Below are 15,644 nucleotides of genomic sequence, written 5' to 3'. Positions count from 1 at the left end.
GGAGAAGGGAATTTGCCGCGTCCTCTCGTCTCCTTCGCCCCGCTTGCGGGGAGAGGGTGGGGTGAGGGGCACCCCCGTCAAAGCCGCCCGATGGCGAGGCCGCCGTCGAGATTGATCACCGAGCCGGTGGCGAAGGCGAATTTTCCGGCGGCGAGTGCCGCCGCGGCGTTGCCGATATCGCCAGGCTCGCCCCAGCGCTTCATCGGCACGAGGCCGCTTTCGATGAGTGCGTCGTATTTCGCCGAGACGCCGGCCGTCATTTCGGACCGAATGATGCCGGGGCGGATCTCGAAAACGGAGATGCCGGTCTCCGCGAGCCGCAGCGCCAGCCCCTGGCTGAAGGCGGCAAGGCCCGCCTTGGTCATGCAGTAGTCGAGCCGTTCAGGCGAGGTGAGGCCGGCCGAGATGGAGGTGATGTTGATGATGGAGCGCGGGCCGGCCGCCTGTTTCGAATGCAGCATCGCCTTCAGCACGGCCTGAGTGAAGAAGACGGTGCCGCGCAGGTTCGTCGCGACGATGGTGTCGAAATTGTCGGGCGCGAGATCGAGGAAATCGCCGCGCACGACCGAGGCGATGCCGGCATTGTTGACGAGGCAACCGATAGCGCCGAGCCGGTCTTCGATGCTTGCTACGGTCGCCGCATGGCCGGAAACGTCGGCAAGGTCGCCTTTCAGGTAGATCGCCCGGGCGCCGAGCGCGCCAAGGTCGGCCAGCATGGCGTCGGTCGCGGCATCCGCCTCACCGATGCCGGTGACCGCGATATCGAAGCCTTCGGCGGCAAGGGCCCTGGCGATGCCGAGGCCGATGCCACGGCGGCCGCCGGTGACGATGGCGACGGGGCGGGGTACGGTCGTCATGCGGCAAAGTCCCTCGATTGGATGTGGTTCGCCACCCGCAGCGCCTGTGCGGCGACCGTCAGCGCGGGGTTCACCGCGGCCGAGGTCGGCAGATAGGAAGCATCGACCACGAAGAGGTTCGGATGGTCGTGGGCGCGGCACCAGATGTCGAGCGGCGCATCCGTCGGATCGCTGCCGATGCGCACGGTGCCGCACTGGTGCGAGGGCGTGCGCTTGTCGAAGGGGCGGGCGAGAACGATGGGGAAGCCCGCCTTCTTCAGCGCGCCCTTCAATTTCGTTACGAGGTCGAGATGGGCCTGCCAGTTGGTGCGGGTCCATTTCATGACGATGCGGTCGCGGTCGACCATGATGCGGCTTTCGGGATGCGGCAGGTCCTCGCTCATCGCGTAGAAATCGATGGCGCGGCTTGCCACCTGCTCCAGCAGCCATTCCGGCACGGAGGGCATGCTGGCCTTCAAGATTTTTCCCGAGACGCGGCCGAGAAGCTGCACATTGCCGAGCGGCGGGCCGCCGTTGCCGTCCGAGAGGTAGTAGTCGTTGAAGCCAAAACTCTTCTGATAGACGGAGGTGTTGCGGTAGAAGGGCGAGAGGCCGATCACGGCGCTCGAATTGTGGTTCATGAAGTTTCGGCCGACCTGGTCGGAGCTGTTGGCAAGCCCCTTCGGGAAGGCCTCCGAGGCAGAGCGCAGCAGGAGCACGGCCGATTGCACCGCGCCGGCCGAAAGGATCACCAGCTTCGGCGAAAGGCTTTCCGCCGTGTCGCCACGCTTGTAGTGCACGGTCGAGATGGTGCGGCCATGCGGAGCCGTTGCGAGCCGTGTCACCCGGCAATTGGTGCGCAGTTCGACATTCGGATGTTTCAGCGCTTCGGCAAGCGCCGTGCTTTCCGCATCCATCTTGCCGTCGTTGCAGTTCGGGTGCGCATCCCACGGCGTCTTCGCCTTGGCGAGCCAGCGGTCGATATCGACGCCGAGCGGCAGGGAATAGGGGTGCAGCCCGTTCGCCTTCATCTTCGCGCGGACCTTCGCGATGGCCGGCTCGTCCGGCACGGGCGAGAAGGGGTAGGGCGCGGAATGATGCGGCTCGGTCGGGTCTTCGCCGAGCGTGCCGCGCACGTTGTAGAGCTTTTCGGCTGCGGAATACCACGGCTCAAGCTCTTCGTAGGGGAAGGGCCACGCGGGGGAGATGCCCTCGCGGTGGCGCATCTCCTCGAAATCTTCCTTCCGGTAGCGCACAAGAACTGCGCCGTAGAATTTCGAGTTGCCGCCGACATTATAGTAGTTGCCGGGGTTGAAGGCGGTGCCGTCGGCCTCGTACCACATCTCCTTCGGGCGGAAATGGCCGCGCTGGAAGATCGCGCGCTGGTCGCGGTTCTCCGGGCGGTCGGGCAGGTGGTCACCCGCCTCAAGGATGACGATCCTCGCGCCCGTCGGGGCGAGTGCGGCGGCCATGGTGGAGCCGCCGATGCCCGATCCGATGATGACGATGTCCGGCTGCGTGGTCATGGAAGTTCTCAAGCGATGCGAAGCTGGCTGGCCGGATCGAAGAACACGGCCTTGTCGAGGTTGAAGGCAAGGCGCGCGGTCTGGCCGGCGGATATCCGCACATCGGCGCGAAGCCGCGCGACGATCTCCTTGCCGCCGAGTTGGGTCACGGCGAAGGTATCGGCGCCGGCCGGCTCCACCACTTCGATCAGGCAATCGCCCTCAGCCACGGTGCGGGCATTGCGGTCCGCGCCATCAGGGTCGGTCAGCGCTTCCGGGCGGATGCCGAAGATGATTTCCTTGCCGCCATAGGCCGAAAGGCTGGCCGGGGCATTCGGCACCGAGAGCACCAGCGGCTCGGCCTGATGGCGGGCGAGCGAGACGGCAAGGCCGGAGCCGTTGTTCTCGACCTTGCCCTTGAGCAGGTTCATCGCCGGCGAGCCCATGAAGTCCGCGACGAAGGTATTGGCCGGGTTGTTGTAGATTTCCGCCGGCGTGCCGAACTGTTGCAGCACGCCGTCCTTCAGCACCGCGATCTTGGTGGCGAGCGTCATCGCCTCGATCTGGTCATGCGTCACATAGACGATGGTGGTCTTCATGCGGTGGTGCAGGCGCTTGATTTCCGTGCGCATGTCGACACGCAGCTTGGCGTCGAGGTTCGACAGCGGCTCGTCGAAGAGGAAGAGTTTCGGGTCGCGCACCAGCGCCCGGCCCATGGCGACGCGCTGGCGCTGGCCGCCCGAGAGCTGGCCGGGCTTGCGGTCGAGCAGATGGCCGATCTGCAGCATGTCGGCGACCTGCTTGATCGCCTTGTCGCGCTCGTCCTTCGGAACGCCGCGGATTTCCATGCCGAAGGCGATGTTCCCGGCGACGGTCATGTTCGGATAGAGCGCATAGGACTGGAATACCATGGCGATGTCGCGCTTTGACGGGTGCAGACCCGCGACCGAGCGCCCGTCGATGGCGATGTCGCCCGAGGAGATCGGCTCCAGCCCGGCGATGGTGTTGAGCAGCGTGGACTTGCCGCAGCCGGAGGGGCCGACGAGCACGAGGAAGCCGCCTTGCTCGATCTCCAGGTTGATGTCCTTCAGGATTTCCAGCGAGCCATAGGACTTGCGCAGATTGCTGATCTTGAGGAACGACATGAGCGTTATCCTTTCACGGCGCCGGACATCAGGCCGCGCACGAAGTAGCGTCCGGAGACGATGTAGACGATGAGGGTGGGCAGGGCCGCGAGGATCGCGCCGGCAAAGTGCACGTTGTATTCCTTCACGCCCGTCGAGGAGGAGACGAGGTTGTTGAGCGCCACCGTCATCGGCGTCGTGTCCGCGCCGGAGAAGGAGGCGCCGAACAGGAAGTCGTTCCAGATATTGGTGAACTGCCAGATGACCGAGACGACGATGATCGGGCCGGAGGAGGGCAGCAGGATGCGGTAGAAGATCTGGAAGAAGCTCGCCCCGTCGATCTGTGCCGCGCGCACCAGCTCGGTCGGGAAGTTCTCATAATAGTTGCGGAAGTAGAGCGTCGTGAAGCCGAGGCCGTAGATGATGTGCACGAAGGTGAGGCCCCAGATCGAGCCGGCCAGCCCGATCATGCCGAGAATGCGGGCCATCGGGATGAGCACGATCTGGAACGGGATGAAGCAGGAGAGCAGCAAGAGGCCGAAGAAGACGTTCGAGCCCCTGAACTGCCACTTGGTCAGCACGTAGCCGTTCAGCGCGCCGATGATCGTGGAGATCGCGACGGCCGGCACGACCATCAGGATCGAGTTGATGAAGAACGGGCGAAGGCCCGTCGGCTGCACGCCGATCTGCGCCGTCGACCAGGCGGAGATCCAGGGTTCGATCGTCCATTGCTGCGGCAGGTTCAGCATGCCGCCCTGGCGGATTTCCTCCAGCGGCTTCAGCGAATTCACCAGCATCACATAGAGCGGCAGCAGGTAGTAGAACGCGAAGAGGATGAGTGCGGTGTAGATGAGGGCGCGCGTCAGCTTGCCGTGGGTGATGATGTTGTCGGGGCTGGGAGCGCTCATCGGCCTTTGCCTCCGCGGATTTCGGAATAGAGATAGGGGATGATGATCGAGAAGATCATGACCAGCATGATGATCGCCGAGGAAGCGCCGATGCCCATCTGGTTGCGGGTGAAGGTGTAGGAATACATGAAGGTCGCCGGCAGTTCGGTCGCCTGTCCCGGCCCGCCGCCGGTCAGCGCCACGACAAGGTCGTAGGCCTTGATGGCAAGGTGGGCGAGCACGACGAAGGCGGAGAGGAAGACGGGGCGCATCAGCGGGATGATGATGCGGCGGTAGATGGTGCCCGTCGTCGCGCCGTCGATCTGCGCGGCCTTGATGATTTCGTTGTCGACGCCGCGAAGGCCGGCGAGGAACATCGCCATGACGAAGCCGGAGGACTGCCAGACGGCGGCGATCACCACGCAGTAGATGGCGTAGTTGCGGTCCTTGATCCAGTTGAAGGCGAAGCTTTCCCAGCCCCACAGATGCATGGTGTTCTCGAGGCCGATGCCGGGGTCGAGGAACCATTTCCAGGCGGTGCCCGTCACGATGAAGGAGAGCGCCATCGGGTAGAGGTAGATCGGCCTGAGGATGCCTTCCGCCCGGATCTTCTGGTCGAGCAGGATGGCGAGCGCCAGGCCCAGCACCGAGCAGATGACGATGTAGAGCGAGGCGAAGATCGCCAGGTTGGAGATCGCCCGCCACCAGTGCGGCAGCGCCCAGAGCTTGGAATAGTTGCTCAGCCCCACGAAATTGTAGGAGGGCAGCATCTTGCTGTCCGTCAGCGACAGGAAGCCCGTATAGGCGATGAAGCCGTAGACGAAGACGAGCACGATGAGGAAACTGGGTGCCAGCACGAGCTTCGGCAGAAGCTCCTGCAGCCGGCTTCGGCTATCCATGGTCGATACCACCGTTAGTGTGTGTTTGCGGCGGCGGGGCCATGCCCTTGTCCGCCTGCCGGCACCTTCTCCCCGCAGGCGGGGAGAAGGATGTTGCCGTGGCCTCTCCGTCTGCCTCTCCCCGTGAACGGGGAGAGGGTCGGGTGAGGGGCAGTTGCTTACTTTGCAGCCTCGACGGCGGCCTTCAGTTCCGTCACGGCTTCCTCGGAGGAAAGCTCGCCGTTGAACTGGCGGGTCACGACGTCGTAGATCGCGTTCTTGACGGAGGCCGGGTTTGCGTGACCGTGGGCCATGGAGCCGAACAGCGTGCCGTTGGTGTTGGCTTCGGCCAGGTCCTTGATGGCCTTCTTGCCGCAATCGTCGAAGGCCTCGTCCGAGACGTCCGTGCGGGCCGGGGCCGAGCCCTTGACCACGTTGAAGGCCGACTGGAAGACCGGGTTCTCGATGGCCGAGGCCATGGCGAGCTGGGCCGGAACCTTGTCTTCGGCAACCTTGAACATCGCGAACTGGTCGGAGTTGAAGGTCACGGAGCCCTGCGTGCCCGGGAAGCGCATGCAGACGAAGTCGCCGCCCGGCTTCTTGCCGGCCTTGATGAATTCGCCCTTTGCCCAGTCGCCCATGAACTGCAGGCCGGCCTTGCCTTCGATGACCATGGCGGAAGCAAGGTTCCAGTCGCGGCCCGAGAAGTTGTCGTCCACATAGGAGCGCAGTTTCGTCATGCGGTCGAAGGCTTCCTTCATCTGGGCGCTGCCCAGCGTTTCCGGATCGAGGTCGATGAAAGCCTTCTTGTAGAAATCGTTGCCGAAGGAGAGCACGACCGCGTCGAAGATCGTCGCGTCCTGCCACGGCTGGCCGCCATGGGCGACCGGCGTGATGCCCTGTTCCTTGAACTTGTCGAGAAGGGCGACGAGTTCATCCCAGTTCTGCGGCTCCTTGCCGCCGGCCTTGTCGAGCGCGGCCTTGTTGATCCACATCCAGTTGGTGGAGTGAACGTTGACCGGGGCGGCGATCCAGTGGCCGTCATACTTGGAGAACTGCTGCAGGGCGGTCGGGATTACCTTGTCCCAGCCTTCCTTGGCGGCAACTTCATCGAGATTGCCGAGTGCGCCTTCCTTGGCCCAGTCGAGAATGTCGAAACCGAGCATCTGCACCGCGGTCGGCGCGTTGCCGGCCGTGACGCGGGCGCGCAGGACGGTCATGGCTTCCGTGCCGCCGCCGCCGGCAACCGGCATGTCGGTCCAGGTGATACCCTTGGATTCGAGGTCCTTCTTGAGAACGTCGAGCGCGGCGGCTTCGCCGCCCGAAGTCCACCAGTGGAGGACTTCCACATTTTCGGCTGCGCGGGCGGCGGTGCCGCCCATGCCCATCAGCACCGCAATGGCTGCAGTGGTCGTCAGAAACTTGCGCATCGTATTCCTCCCGTTTGCAAGTTCATGGGCGAGAGCCTCCTCCCGCCGATTTCCCCGAGGCCCGAAGGCACGTCGGAATTTGGTCCATGGCTCAAAGCGCCGCGCCAATTTAAAACGTTGTAAATTTGCGGAGTCAAGCCGAGATGGAGCGTGGTGAAGGCTCTCTTGATAAATGCGGTAAATTCCGGAAGTGCAGGCATGCAAGCCCTTCCGACCGGCTTTGTGCGGCGCACTGAAATCGTTTTAAATTCTGTGCGGCGCAAGATTGCCGAATGCCGGGCGCGTCGATATGGTGCCGCCCATTGACTGACGCCATCCGAAGAAGCGTATCCGTGTCCCGCATCGACAAGCCCGCCGACAACGATCCCGCCCGCAACATGCTTCGAGCCGGCAAGCCGACGCTGAAGACCATTGCGGAAATGACGGGACTTGCCATTACCACGGTTTCCCGCGCGCTCGGCAATGCGCCGCAGATTTCCGAGGCGACGCGCCGCCGGGTCCATGAGGTCGCCGCCGAGATCGGCTACCTGCCGGACCGTGCGGCCCAGCGCCTCAAGACCGGCCGCACCAATGTCATTTCCGTGCTGCTCGACCCGCATGAGGAAATCCTCGGCTTCGGCACATCCATCATGCATGGCCTGGCGCGCGCCCTGCAGGCGACGCCCTACCACCTCATCGTCACGCCGAACTTCCTCGACGGCAGCAATGTCGATGCGGTCAACTACATCATCCGCAACGGCATGGCCGACGGCCTGATCTTCTCGCGCACCGAGCCGTTCGATCCGCGCGTGCGGCTGCTTCTGGAAAACGGCTTTCCCTTCGTCACCCACGGTCGCACGGAATTCTCCACCCCGCATGCCTTCGTCGACTACGACAACTTCGCCTTCGCCTACGAGGCGACGAAGCGCCTGATCGCCAAGGGCCGGCGCAAGGTGACGATCATCCTGCCGCCGAAGCGGCTGACGTTCCACCAGCACATGCTGCACGGCTTCATGACCGCCGTGCGCGAAGCCGGCGTCGCCTATGAGATTCCCGATACGCTCGACCTCGACAGCCCAGCCGACACGATCCGCGACACCATGCGCCGCCGTAGCGGCGAACCCGATCCGCCTGACGGCATCACCTGTCCCGGCGAAGTCTCCGCGCTCGCGACCATCACCGGCATGAGCGACAACGGGCTTTCGCTCGGTGTCGAATACGACATCGTCGGCAAGCAGACCTCGCGCCTGCTCAGCCAGATCCAGCCGAAGGTCGAGACCATCCACGAGGATCTGCCGGCGGCAGGCGAGGCCATGGGCCGGCTGCTGCTGCGGCGCATCGCCGGCGAGCCGGTGGAGGATCTCACCCTGCTGCAAAGCCCGCAATTCAGCTTCCCGACGCCGTGAGGCACAGCGGTTGCCGCCTGCCGATCTCCCCCCTTGTGGGGGAGATGCCCGGCAGGGCAGAGGGGGGTGGAGCTTACTGTCTTCTGAAACGGTTCGGTTTGCCGCGCCGCCGCTACCCCCCTCTGTCGCCTTCGGCGACATCTCCCCCACAAGGGGGGAGATCGAGCGGTGCTTCCGGCGCTGCTCAATTTCCTCGCCTTTAATGGAGAAGATGTTTCGGTTCATCGCGGCATCCACCAGCCGGTGCGCGCACCCATATGCATGTTGAGCGTCTTGGTTTCCGTATAGTCCTCCACCGCATGGCGACCGAGTTCGCGGCCGAGGCCGGACTGGCGGTAGCCGCCGAAGGGCAGTTCCGACGCGCCGTCCATGAAGGTGTTCATCCAGATCGTGCCGGCGCGCACCTTGCGGCCGATGGTCAGGCACGTATCGAAATCGCGGCTCCAGACGCCGGCCGAAAGGCCGTAGTCGATGGCATTGGCGATGCGGATCGCCTCGTCCGTCGTCTCGAAGGTCAGCACGGAGAGGACCGGGCCGAACACTTCTTCACGGGCAACCGCCATGTCCGGCTTCACGCCCGACAGGATCGTCGGCGCCATGAACTGGCCGAGGCCGAGATCGAGTGCAGTCCCGCCGAGCGCGACGGATGCCCCGGCCTTCGCCGCGCCATCGACATAGGTGCCGATCTTTCCGAGATGCTGCGGCGTGATGATCGCGCCGACCTGCGTCGTCGGATCGAGTGGATCGCCAACCTTTACCTTCTTCGCCAGTTCCGCGACACGTGCGGTCACGTCCGCTGCAATGGACTTGTGCAGGATCAGCCGCGAGCCGGCATTGCAGCATTCGCCGGCATTGAAATAGGCGCCGAAGACGGCGGCGTCGATGAACTCGTCGAGATTGGCGTCGGGGAAGACGATCTGCGGGTTCTTGCCGCCGAGTTCCAGCGATACCTTCTTCAGGGTCTGGGCGGCGTTCGCCATGGTCAGGCGGCCGACGCCGGTGGAGCCGGTGAAGGAGACCATGTCGACATCGGGATGCGTCGTCATCGGTGCGCCGACCTCGGGGCCGGTGCCGGTGACGATGTTGACGACGCCGGCCGGTACGCCGGCCTCGATGAGGATTTCGCCGAGAAGAAGCGTCGAGCCTGACGTCAGCTCGGAAGGCTTGACGACCGTCGTGCAGCCGGCGGCGAGCGCGAATGGTAACTTCTGGCTTACGATAAGGAAGGGGAAATTCCAGGGCGTGATGATCGAGACCACGCCGATCGCCTCGCGCAGCACGACGCCGAGCGTGCCTTCGCCGAGCGTGTTGTAGCTCTCGCCGTGGAGATCGCGCGCCAGTGCCGCGGCATAGCGCCAGATATCGGCCGCGCCGCCAAGCTCGCCCTTGGCCTGGCTGATCGGCTTGCCGCTTTCGATGCAGTCGAGGAAGGCAAGCTCGTCGGCCTTCGCTGCGATGAGATCGGCGGCCTTCAGCAGGATATTGGAGCGCTCCGCGCCCGTCATGCGCGGCCAGGGACCGTCATCGAAAGCATGCCGCGCGGCGGCGATGGCGCGTTCGGCATCGGCCTTCGTGCCGGCCGGATAGCGGCTGACGACGACGCCATGACCCGGCGCGACGCGTTCTAGCGCGCTGCCGGTGCCTTCCGTCCACACACCGTCGATCAGCATGCGGAAATCGCGCGCCTTGAAGTCGTCGAGCGCCTTGGGTTTCACATGCGCGGTCATTACCATTCTCCCTTGAAGTCTGCGGGGCGTTTTCCCGTGAAGGCGGCGACGCCTTCCTTGAGGTCCCCGGTCTTGGCGACGAGGATGGAGCCGAGGGCTTCCACCGCCGCGCCGTTGTCCTCGCCATTCGCCACCGAAATCATCAGCTTGGAAATCTCCGTCGCCGCCGGCCCGCGTGCGGCGATGCGCGCCGCATAGGCCCGGGCGGCCTCGACGGCCGTTCCAGTCTCAACGACATGATCGACAATGCCGAGCGTTGCCGCTTCCGCCGCCGTCAGCACCTCGCCGCCCAGCAGCATGCGCCGCACCGCCTGCGCGCCGAAACGCTTCACCAGACGCTGCGTGCCGGACCAGCCGGGCACCATGCCAAGGCCGGCTTCCGGCAGGCCGATCTTCACCTGCGTCTCGGCAATGCGGATATCGGCGGCGGCGGCCAGTTCCAGTCCGCCGCCCAGCGCATGGCCGTTGACGGCAGCGATCAGCGGCATGCGCAGCGTCGCCAGCCGCTCGAAGACGCGGTGGCCGAAGCGCACCCAGGCGTGGCCGAATTCATTTGCTTCCATGCCCGCCCAGGCGCGGATATCGCCGCCAGCGGAAAAGGCCTTGCCCTCGCCGGTGAGGATGGCGACGCGCACGGCCGCATTGGCCTCCACCGTGTCGCAGGCGGCGGAAAGCTCCTTCAGCATGTCGATGTCGAAGGCGTTCAGCTTTTCCGGCCGCGCGACAGATATCGTCGCGACGGGGCCGTCGATAGCGATGCGGATGCGCGGCTCAGCCATGGTTCGCCCCCGCAAGCCGGCGCGGCGCCTTTTCCGGCAATGTCAGGCCGATCGGCGCATCGGTGAAGAGGCGTGCATCCATCACCTTGAGGTCCGGCGAGACGATCAGCGGGAACTCCGACTGGTCGAGGATATGCGTCTTGAGGTCGACGCCCGGCGCGATCTCGGTGAGCACGATGCCCTCGGGCGTCAGCTTCATCACGCAGCGCTCGGTGACATAGGTGATGTCCTGCCCCTGCGCCACGCCGCGCGGACCGGAGAAGGTGACGTGCTCGACCGCGTTGACCAGCTTCTTGAGCTTGCCTTCCTTCTCGATGACGAGCTTGCCGTCCGCAATCGCGAGCTTCGCGCCGGCATTGAACATGCCCGAGAAGACGACCTTCTTCGCCCGCGCCGTAATGTCGACGAAGCCGCCGCAGCCGGCCGTCACATGCGGGCGGAAGGAGAGTTTGGAGACATTCACCGACCCGTCCCTGCCGATCTCCAGGAAGGAGAGCAGCGAGGCGTCGAAGCCCGCGCCCTGGAAATAGGTGAACTGGTAGGGCGAGGGCATGAAGGCATCCGCATTGGAGGCGCAGCCGAAGGCGAAGTCGAGCAGCGGCACGCCGCCGACGGCACCCTGTTCGATCACCCAGGTCACCGCCCCGTGCAGGCCCTCTTCCATGAGGATGCGCGGCACGTTGGCGGAAATGCCGAAGCCGAGATTGACGGCGCTACCGGCCTCAAGTTCCTCGGCCACCCGTCGGGCGATGACCTTCTGGATGTTGAACTCCGGAACGCGGAAACTGTCGAGCGGCCGGAAGATCTCGCCCGATATGGCGGGATCGTAGAGCGTCTGCGTCGTCTGCTTCTGCTCGGGATCGACCACGATGTAATCGACCAGAACGCCCGGCACGCGCACGTCATGCGGCTTCAGCGAGCCTTCCTTGGCGAGGCGCTTGACCTGCGCAATGACGATGCCGCCATTGTTGCGGGCGGCAAGCGCCTGGTCGAGACCACCGAGATAGGCCCCCTCGTGTTCATAGGTGAGATTGCCGCGCTCGTCCGCCGTGGTGGCGCGGATGATGGCGACCTGTGGCGCGATAGCCTTGAAGTACAGCCACTCCTCGCCGCCGAAGGTGATCTTCTCGACGATCGGCTCCGCATCGGCCTTCTCATTCATGGCGCAGCCCTGCTGGGTCGGGTCCACGAACGTGTCCAATCCAACCTTGGTGATGACGCCGGGGCGCTTTGCGGCGGCTTCGCGATGCATGTCGAAGAGGATGCCGGAGGGGATGTTATAGGCGGGAATCTCGTTGCCGGTAATCATCTGCCAGATCAGCGGCGGCTCGGAGGAGGACGGGCCGGACGGATAGGAGCCGGCCAGCACCTTGGCGAGCAGGCCCTGCCTGGCGATGTAGTCGATGCCCTTGATGCCGCTCATGTCGCCGGCCGCGATGGGGTGCAGCGTCGTGATGTTCCGTGGGTGACCGGTTTCGTCGAAACGCTCGCCGATGGCCTTCAGCGTCAGGTCCGGGCAGCCGAGGCCGGAGGAGGAGGAGACCGAGACGACGGCCCCGTCGGGAATGAGGTCTGCGGCCTGGCGCGGGGTGATATGCTTGCTCATGATGCTTCAGAATCCGGTTTCGATGCGGACGGTCTTGCCCGTGTGGGCGGCCTCCACGACGGCAAGACCGGTCGCCAGCGACCAGACGCCGTCCTCGCCCGTGGCGGAGGGCTGTCCCTTGCCGGCGACGGCGGCGTGGAAGGCGGAAAGGGCGGTTTCGTAGAGGTTTCTATGGTCGAGCGGCAGTTCATGTTCGCCGCTCGCATCGCGGAGCGTCACTGTGCCGGTGCCGCGCTGCGTCATCACGTTGCGGCCGATCAGCGAGCCGTCCGTGCCGTGTACCTCAAGGCCCGTCTCGGCGAATTTCGTGGTGAAGCCGTCGTGGAACTGGGCGATGACGCCGTTCTCGAAGCGCAGCACGCCCATGACCGCATCCTCAAGCCCCGCTTGGCCCATGCCGCCGGCCTGCGAGAAGGCAATGGCCTCCACCGGGTCGCTGTCCAGCACGAAGCGCAGCGTATCGGCATCGTGCACGGTGATGTCGAGGATCACGCCGCCGCCGGCTTCCGGCTTGTCGAGCCGCCAGCCCTGCAGGTGCGGCGGCAGGTAGACGGCGTGGAAGACGCGGGCGGAAAGCGGCGTGCCGATGCGGCCGGCCTTGATGGCCTCGCGCATCGCCCGGTGCGTGGCGGCGTTGCGCAGGTGATGGTTGGTCGCCATGACGACGCCTGCATCCTTCGCGGCCTTCACCATGGCCCGGGCATCGTCAAGCGCCATGGCGAGCGGCTTTTCGCAGAGGATATGCTTGCCGGCTTTCGCGGCGGCCAGCGCCTGGTCACGGTGCAGCTCGTTGGTGGTGGAGATATAGACGGCGTCGATCTCGGGATCGTTCACCAGCGCATCGAGCGTCGTCACCGACTTCGGGATGCCCTGTTCGGCCGCATAGGCCTTGCCGCGTTCAGCGCTGGTGCTCATCACCGAGACGATTTCGCCGCCCGTCGCGCGGATCGCGCTTGTCACCCATTCCTTCGCGATCGTGCTCGCGCCGATCAGTCCCCATCGCGTCATGCCGACATCCTCCTCGTCTTCTGGCCGGCGCCGCAGCTCTGGCGCACGACGAGGCGTACGGAGCTGACGATGGCCTCGGGCTCCACACGGCCCGCATTGATCTGTTTCAAGAGAAGCTGCGCCGCCCGCCGGCCCATGCCCTGCGGATCGACGGAAACGGTCGTCAGCGCCGGTACGGCGGTCTCGGCTTCGATCACGTCGTCGAAGCCGACCACGCCGAAATCGCGGCCGGGCTCCTTGCCCGCCGCGCGCAACCCGTCGCAGACGCCGAAGGCGGCCGCGTCGTTGAAGCAGAGCGCCGCCGTCGGCTGGTTCGCCAGCATCAGGGCGCGCTCGATGGCCGAAACGCCGCCGGCGCGCGAGGCCGTCGTGCCGACGACCAGCGCATCCGGTGCTTCGAGACCCGCTTCGGCAAGCGCGTCGCGCCAGCCCTGCACGCGCTCGGCAAAGACCGTCGTGTTAGGTATCCCGCCGAGGAAGGCGATGCGGCTATGGCCGAGCGAGACGAGATGGCGAACCGCATCCTTCGCACCGGCATAATTGTCGGAAAGAAGCGAGGAGATCTTCGCGCCTACCACGTTTCGCACCACGGCGACGACGGGAATGCCGCTCGCCGCGAGCGGCTTCAGGTCCGCCGCTTCCGTGCCGCGGGCGGGTGAGAGGATCAGGCCGGAAATGCCGTGCTCGCGCATGGAGGCGATGACCTCGCGCTGGCGGTCGACGCTTTCGGCGGAATTCGACAGGAACTGCACATAGCCGGCCGACTGCATGACCATGTCCATGCCGACCGCCAGCTCCGCGAAGAAGGAGTTGGTGAGATCGTTGACGATGATGCCGATGATCCGCGAGGAGGCCGACTGGCGCAGGTTCGCCGCGCCGCGATTGTAGACATAGCCGAGCTCGCGGATGACTGCATTCACTTTGGCGCGTGTCGCCTCGTTGACGAGGGGGCTCGCCTGCAGGACGAGCGAGACGGTCGACTTGGACACGCCGGCAGCGCGCGCAATATCGACGACGGTCACCCGGCTCTTGTTCACGATCATCCTCCCTGCGCGGGGTGTAACGGCCCGCTTGTTGGTGGGTAATTAATTGGATCGTTCCAAATTTGTCAAGCATGAATTGGGGTGCGGCGGCGTGTCGCCTTCGGTTGCCTTCTATCTTGATCACGGGTTCAAATTGGCTGTCACGATGGGACCTCTAGCGTATTGGCCTTTTCCGTACACCGGGCGCTACTCTCAAAATCGTCCTTGAAATTTGGAACGATCTAAATTATTGCCCTTCTAAACCCTCGGGAGGACTCCATGCCGATCAGCCTTTCCCTGCCGCGTGCCGATGGCGGCGTCGAAGCCTATGCGCTCGTGGGCACGCCGACAGAGCGCTCTACCGCAGCGCCGCGCTTCAACCGCATCGCCTATGCCGCGGCCCATGTGGTTTCCGATCCGCGACGCGACACGCGCCCATGGGAAGCGCCGGCCGTCGACTGGGAACGCACGATGGCTTTCCGGCATCATCTCTGGTCGCTCGGTTTCCGCATCGCCGAGGCGATGGACACCGCGCAGCGCGGCATGGGGCTCGACTGGGCCGGCGCGCAGGAGCTGATCCGCCGCTCGCTTGCCGAAGCGAAGACGGTGCCGGGCGCGGACCTTGCCTGCGGCGCCGGCACGGATCACCTCAACCCCGCCGATGCCCGTTCGCTGGATGACGTCGTCAGGGCCTATGAGGAGCAGATCGGCTTCGTGGAAAAGCACGGTGGCCGGGCGATCATGATGGCGAGCCGCGCACTGGCCCGCATTGCGCAGTCGCCGGATGATTACCGCAAGGTCTATGGCCGCATTCTCGGCCAGGCGAAGGACAAGGTCGTGCTGCACTGGCTCGGCGATATGTTCGATCCGCAACTTGGTGGATATTGGGGCTCCGACGCCTTCGAGCCGGCGCTCGATGCGGTGCTTTCGATCATCGAGGAGAACCGCGACAAGGTCGAGGGTATCAAGATCTCCCTGCTCGACAACGCCTGCGAAGTGGCGCTGCGCGACTGGCTGCCGGAAGGCGTGCTCTGCTTCACCGGCGACGACTTCAACTATGCCGAACTGATCGAGGGCGACGGGCGCAGATACAGCCACGCGCTGCTCGGCATCTTCGATGCGGTCGCGCCGCAGGCCTCCAAGGCGCTGGCGTCTCTGGCGGCGGGCGATGTCGCCACCTTCCGTGCCGTCATCGAGCCGACCGTGCCGCTTTCACGGAAAATCTTTGAGGCGCCGACGCAGTATTACAAGGCGGGCGTCGTCTTTCTGGCCTGGCTGAACGGCCATCAGGATCACTTCACGATGCCGGCCGGCATGCAGTCCGCTCGCGGCGTCCTGCACTATGCCGACGTCTTCCGCCTTGCCGATCGAGCGAATGTGCTCGACAGGCCGGAGCTTGCCGCCGCGCGCATGAAAAACCTCATGGCGGTGCTCGGCGTCGCCTGAGATTAGCTGTG

The 15,644-nt window shown here is 65.0% G+C and carries 13 protein-coding genes; 2 read left to right on the top strand and 11 right to left on the bottom strand.

The features are described from left to right. Nucleotides 1–77: 77 nt before the first annotated feature. From ShzoTeo12_RS12730 to ShzoTeo12_RS12705, 6 genes are all read right to left on the bottom strand, one after another. Nucleotides 78–857: a 3-ketoacyl-ACP reductase gene (locus ShzoTeo12_RS12730; RefSeq protein ID WP_318909945.1), complete on the bottom strand. Its 780-nt coding sequence runs from the start codon at nucleotides 855–857 to the stop codon at nucleotides 78–80. Continuing rightward, complete coding sequence (locus ShzoTeo12_RS12725; protein WP_318909944.1) at nucleotides 854–2,362, bottom strand: GMC family oxidoreductase; 1,509 nt, start codon at nucleotides 2,360–2,362, stop codon at nucleotides 854–856. Before ShzoTeo12_RS12725 ends, ShzoTeo12_RS12730 begins: the two co-directional genes overlap by 4 nt. 8 nt (nucleotides 2,363–2,370) lie before the next feature. Continuing rightward, entirely contained in the window at nucleotides 2,371–3,486 is a 1,116-nt protein-coding gene (locus tag ShzoTeo12_RS12720) for an ABC transporter ATP-binding protein (RefSeq protein WP_318909943.1), read from the bottom strand. A gap of 5 nt (nucleotides 3,487–3,491) precedes the next feature. Continuing rightward, nucleotides 3,492–4,373, bottom strand: a complete 882-nt coding sequence (locus tag ShzoTeo12_RS12715; protein WP_318909942.1) for a carbohydrate ABC transporter permease — start codon at nucleotides 4,371–4,373, stop codon at nucleotides 3,492–3,494. Beyond that, complete coding sequence (locus tag ShzoTeo12_RS12710; protein ID WP_119256563.1) at nucleotides 4,370–5,251, bottom strand: carbohydrate ABC transporter permease; 882 nt, start codon at nucleotides 5,249–5,251, stop codon at nucleotides 4,370–4,372. Before ShzoTeo12_RS12710 ends, ShzoTeo12_RS12715 begins: the two co-directional genes overlap by 4 nt. A gap of 158 nt (nucleotides 5,252–5,409) precedes the next feature. Next, the gene (locus ShzoTeo12_RS12705) at nucleotides 5,410–6,660 is read right to left on the bottom strand and encodes an ABC transporter substrate-binding protein (protein ID WP_318909941.1); all 1,251 of its coding nucleotides are present in this window, start codon (nucleotides 6,658–6,660) and stop codon (nucleotides 5,410–5,412) included. Nucleotides 6,661–7,037: 377 nt separating this feature from the next. On the opposite strand from ShzoTeo12_RS12705, the gene ShzoTeo12_RS12700 reads away from it, so the two are divergent. Next, a complete protein-coding gene (locus tag ShzoTeo12_RS12700) occupies nucleotides 7,038–8,045 on the top strand; it encodes a LacI family transcriptional regulator (RefSeq protein WP_242224087.1) in 1,008 nt (335 codons plus the stop codon). Between the two features lie 221 nt (nucleotides 8,046–8,266). On the opposite strand, the gene ShzoTeo12_RS12695 is transcribed toward ShzoTeo12_RS12700, so the two are convergent. Genes ShzoTeo12_RS12695 through ShzoTeo12_RS12675 form a run of 5 tightly spaced genes read right to left on the bottom strand, consistent with a single transcriptional unit; the run spans nucleotide 8,267 to nucleotide 14,202 of the window. Further along, nucleotides 8,267–9,772, bottom strand: a complete 1,506-nt coding sequence (locus tag ShzoTeo12_RS12695) for an aldehyde dehydrogenase family protein (RefSeq protein ID WP_318909940.1) — start codon at nucleotides 9,770–9,772, stop codon at nucleotides 8,267–8,269. After that, entirely contained in the window at nucleotides 9,772–10,551 is a 780-nt protein-coding gene (locus ShzoTeo12_RS12690) for an enoyl-CoA hydratase/isomerase family protein (protein ID WP_318909939.1), read from the bottom strand. The genes ShzoTeo12_RS12695 and ShzoTeo12_RS12690 overlap by 1 nt, the downstream gene beginning before the upstream one ends. After that, nucleotides 10,544–12,157, bottom strand: a complete 1,614-nt coding sequence (locus ShzoTeo12_RS12685) for an acyl CoA:acetate/3-ketoacid CoA transferase (RefSeq protein WP_318909938.1) — start codon at nucleotides 12,155–12,157, stop codon at nucleotides 10,544–10,546. The genes ShzoTeo12_RS12690 and ShzoTeo12_RS12685 overlap by 8 nt, the downstream gene beginning before the upstream one ends. Nucleotides 12,158–12,163: 6 nt before the next feature. Then, nucleotides 12,164–13,165 carry a Gfo/Idh/MocA family oxidoreductase gene (locus ShzoTeo12_RS12680; RefSeq protein WP_318909937.1) on the bottom strand — a complete coding sequence of 334 codons (1,002 nt, stop codon included), beginning with the start codon at nucleotides 13,163–13,165 and terminating at the stop codon, nucleotides 12,164–12,166. Further along, a complete protein-coding gene (locus ShzoTeo12_RS12675) occupies nucleotides 13,162–14,202 on the bottom strand; it encodes a LacI family DNA-binding transcriptional regulator (protein WP_318909936.1) in 1,041 nt (346 codons plus the stop codon). The genes ShzoTeo12_RS12680 and ShzoTeo12_RS12675 overlap by 4 nt, the downstream gene beginning before the upstream one ends. 264 nt (nucleotides 14,203–14,466) lie before the next feature. Between ShzoTeo12_RS12675 and ShzoTeo12_RS12670 the strand changes: the two genes are divergently transcribed. Beyond that, entirely contained in the window at nucleotides 14,467–15,633 is a 1,167-nt protein-coding gene (locus tag ShzoTeo12_RS12670) for a dihydrodipicolinate synthase family protein (RefSeq protein WP_318909935.1), read from the top strand. Nucleotides 15,634–15,644 lie beyond the last annotated feature (11 nt).

The organism is Shinella zoogloeoides (assembly GCF_033705735.1).
In the GTDB taxonomy this organism is placed as follows: domain Bacteria; phylum Pseudomonadota; class Alphaproteobacteria; order Rhizobiales; family Rhizobiaceae; genus Shinella; species Shinella zoogloeoides_A.
Note: the sequence above shows the minus strand (reverse complement) of the source record. Positions and strands in the feature narration are given on the sequence as shown.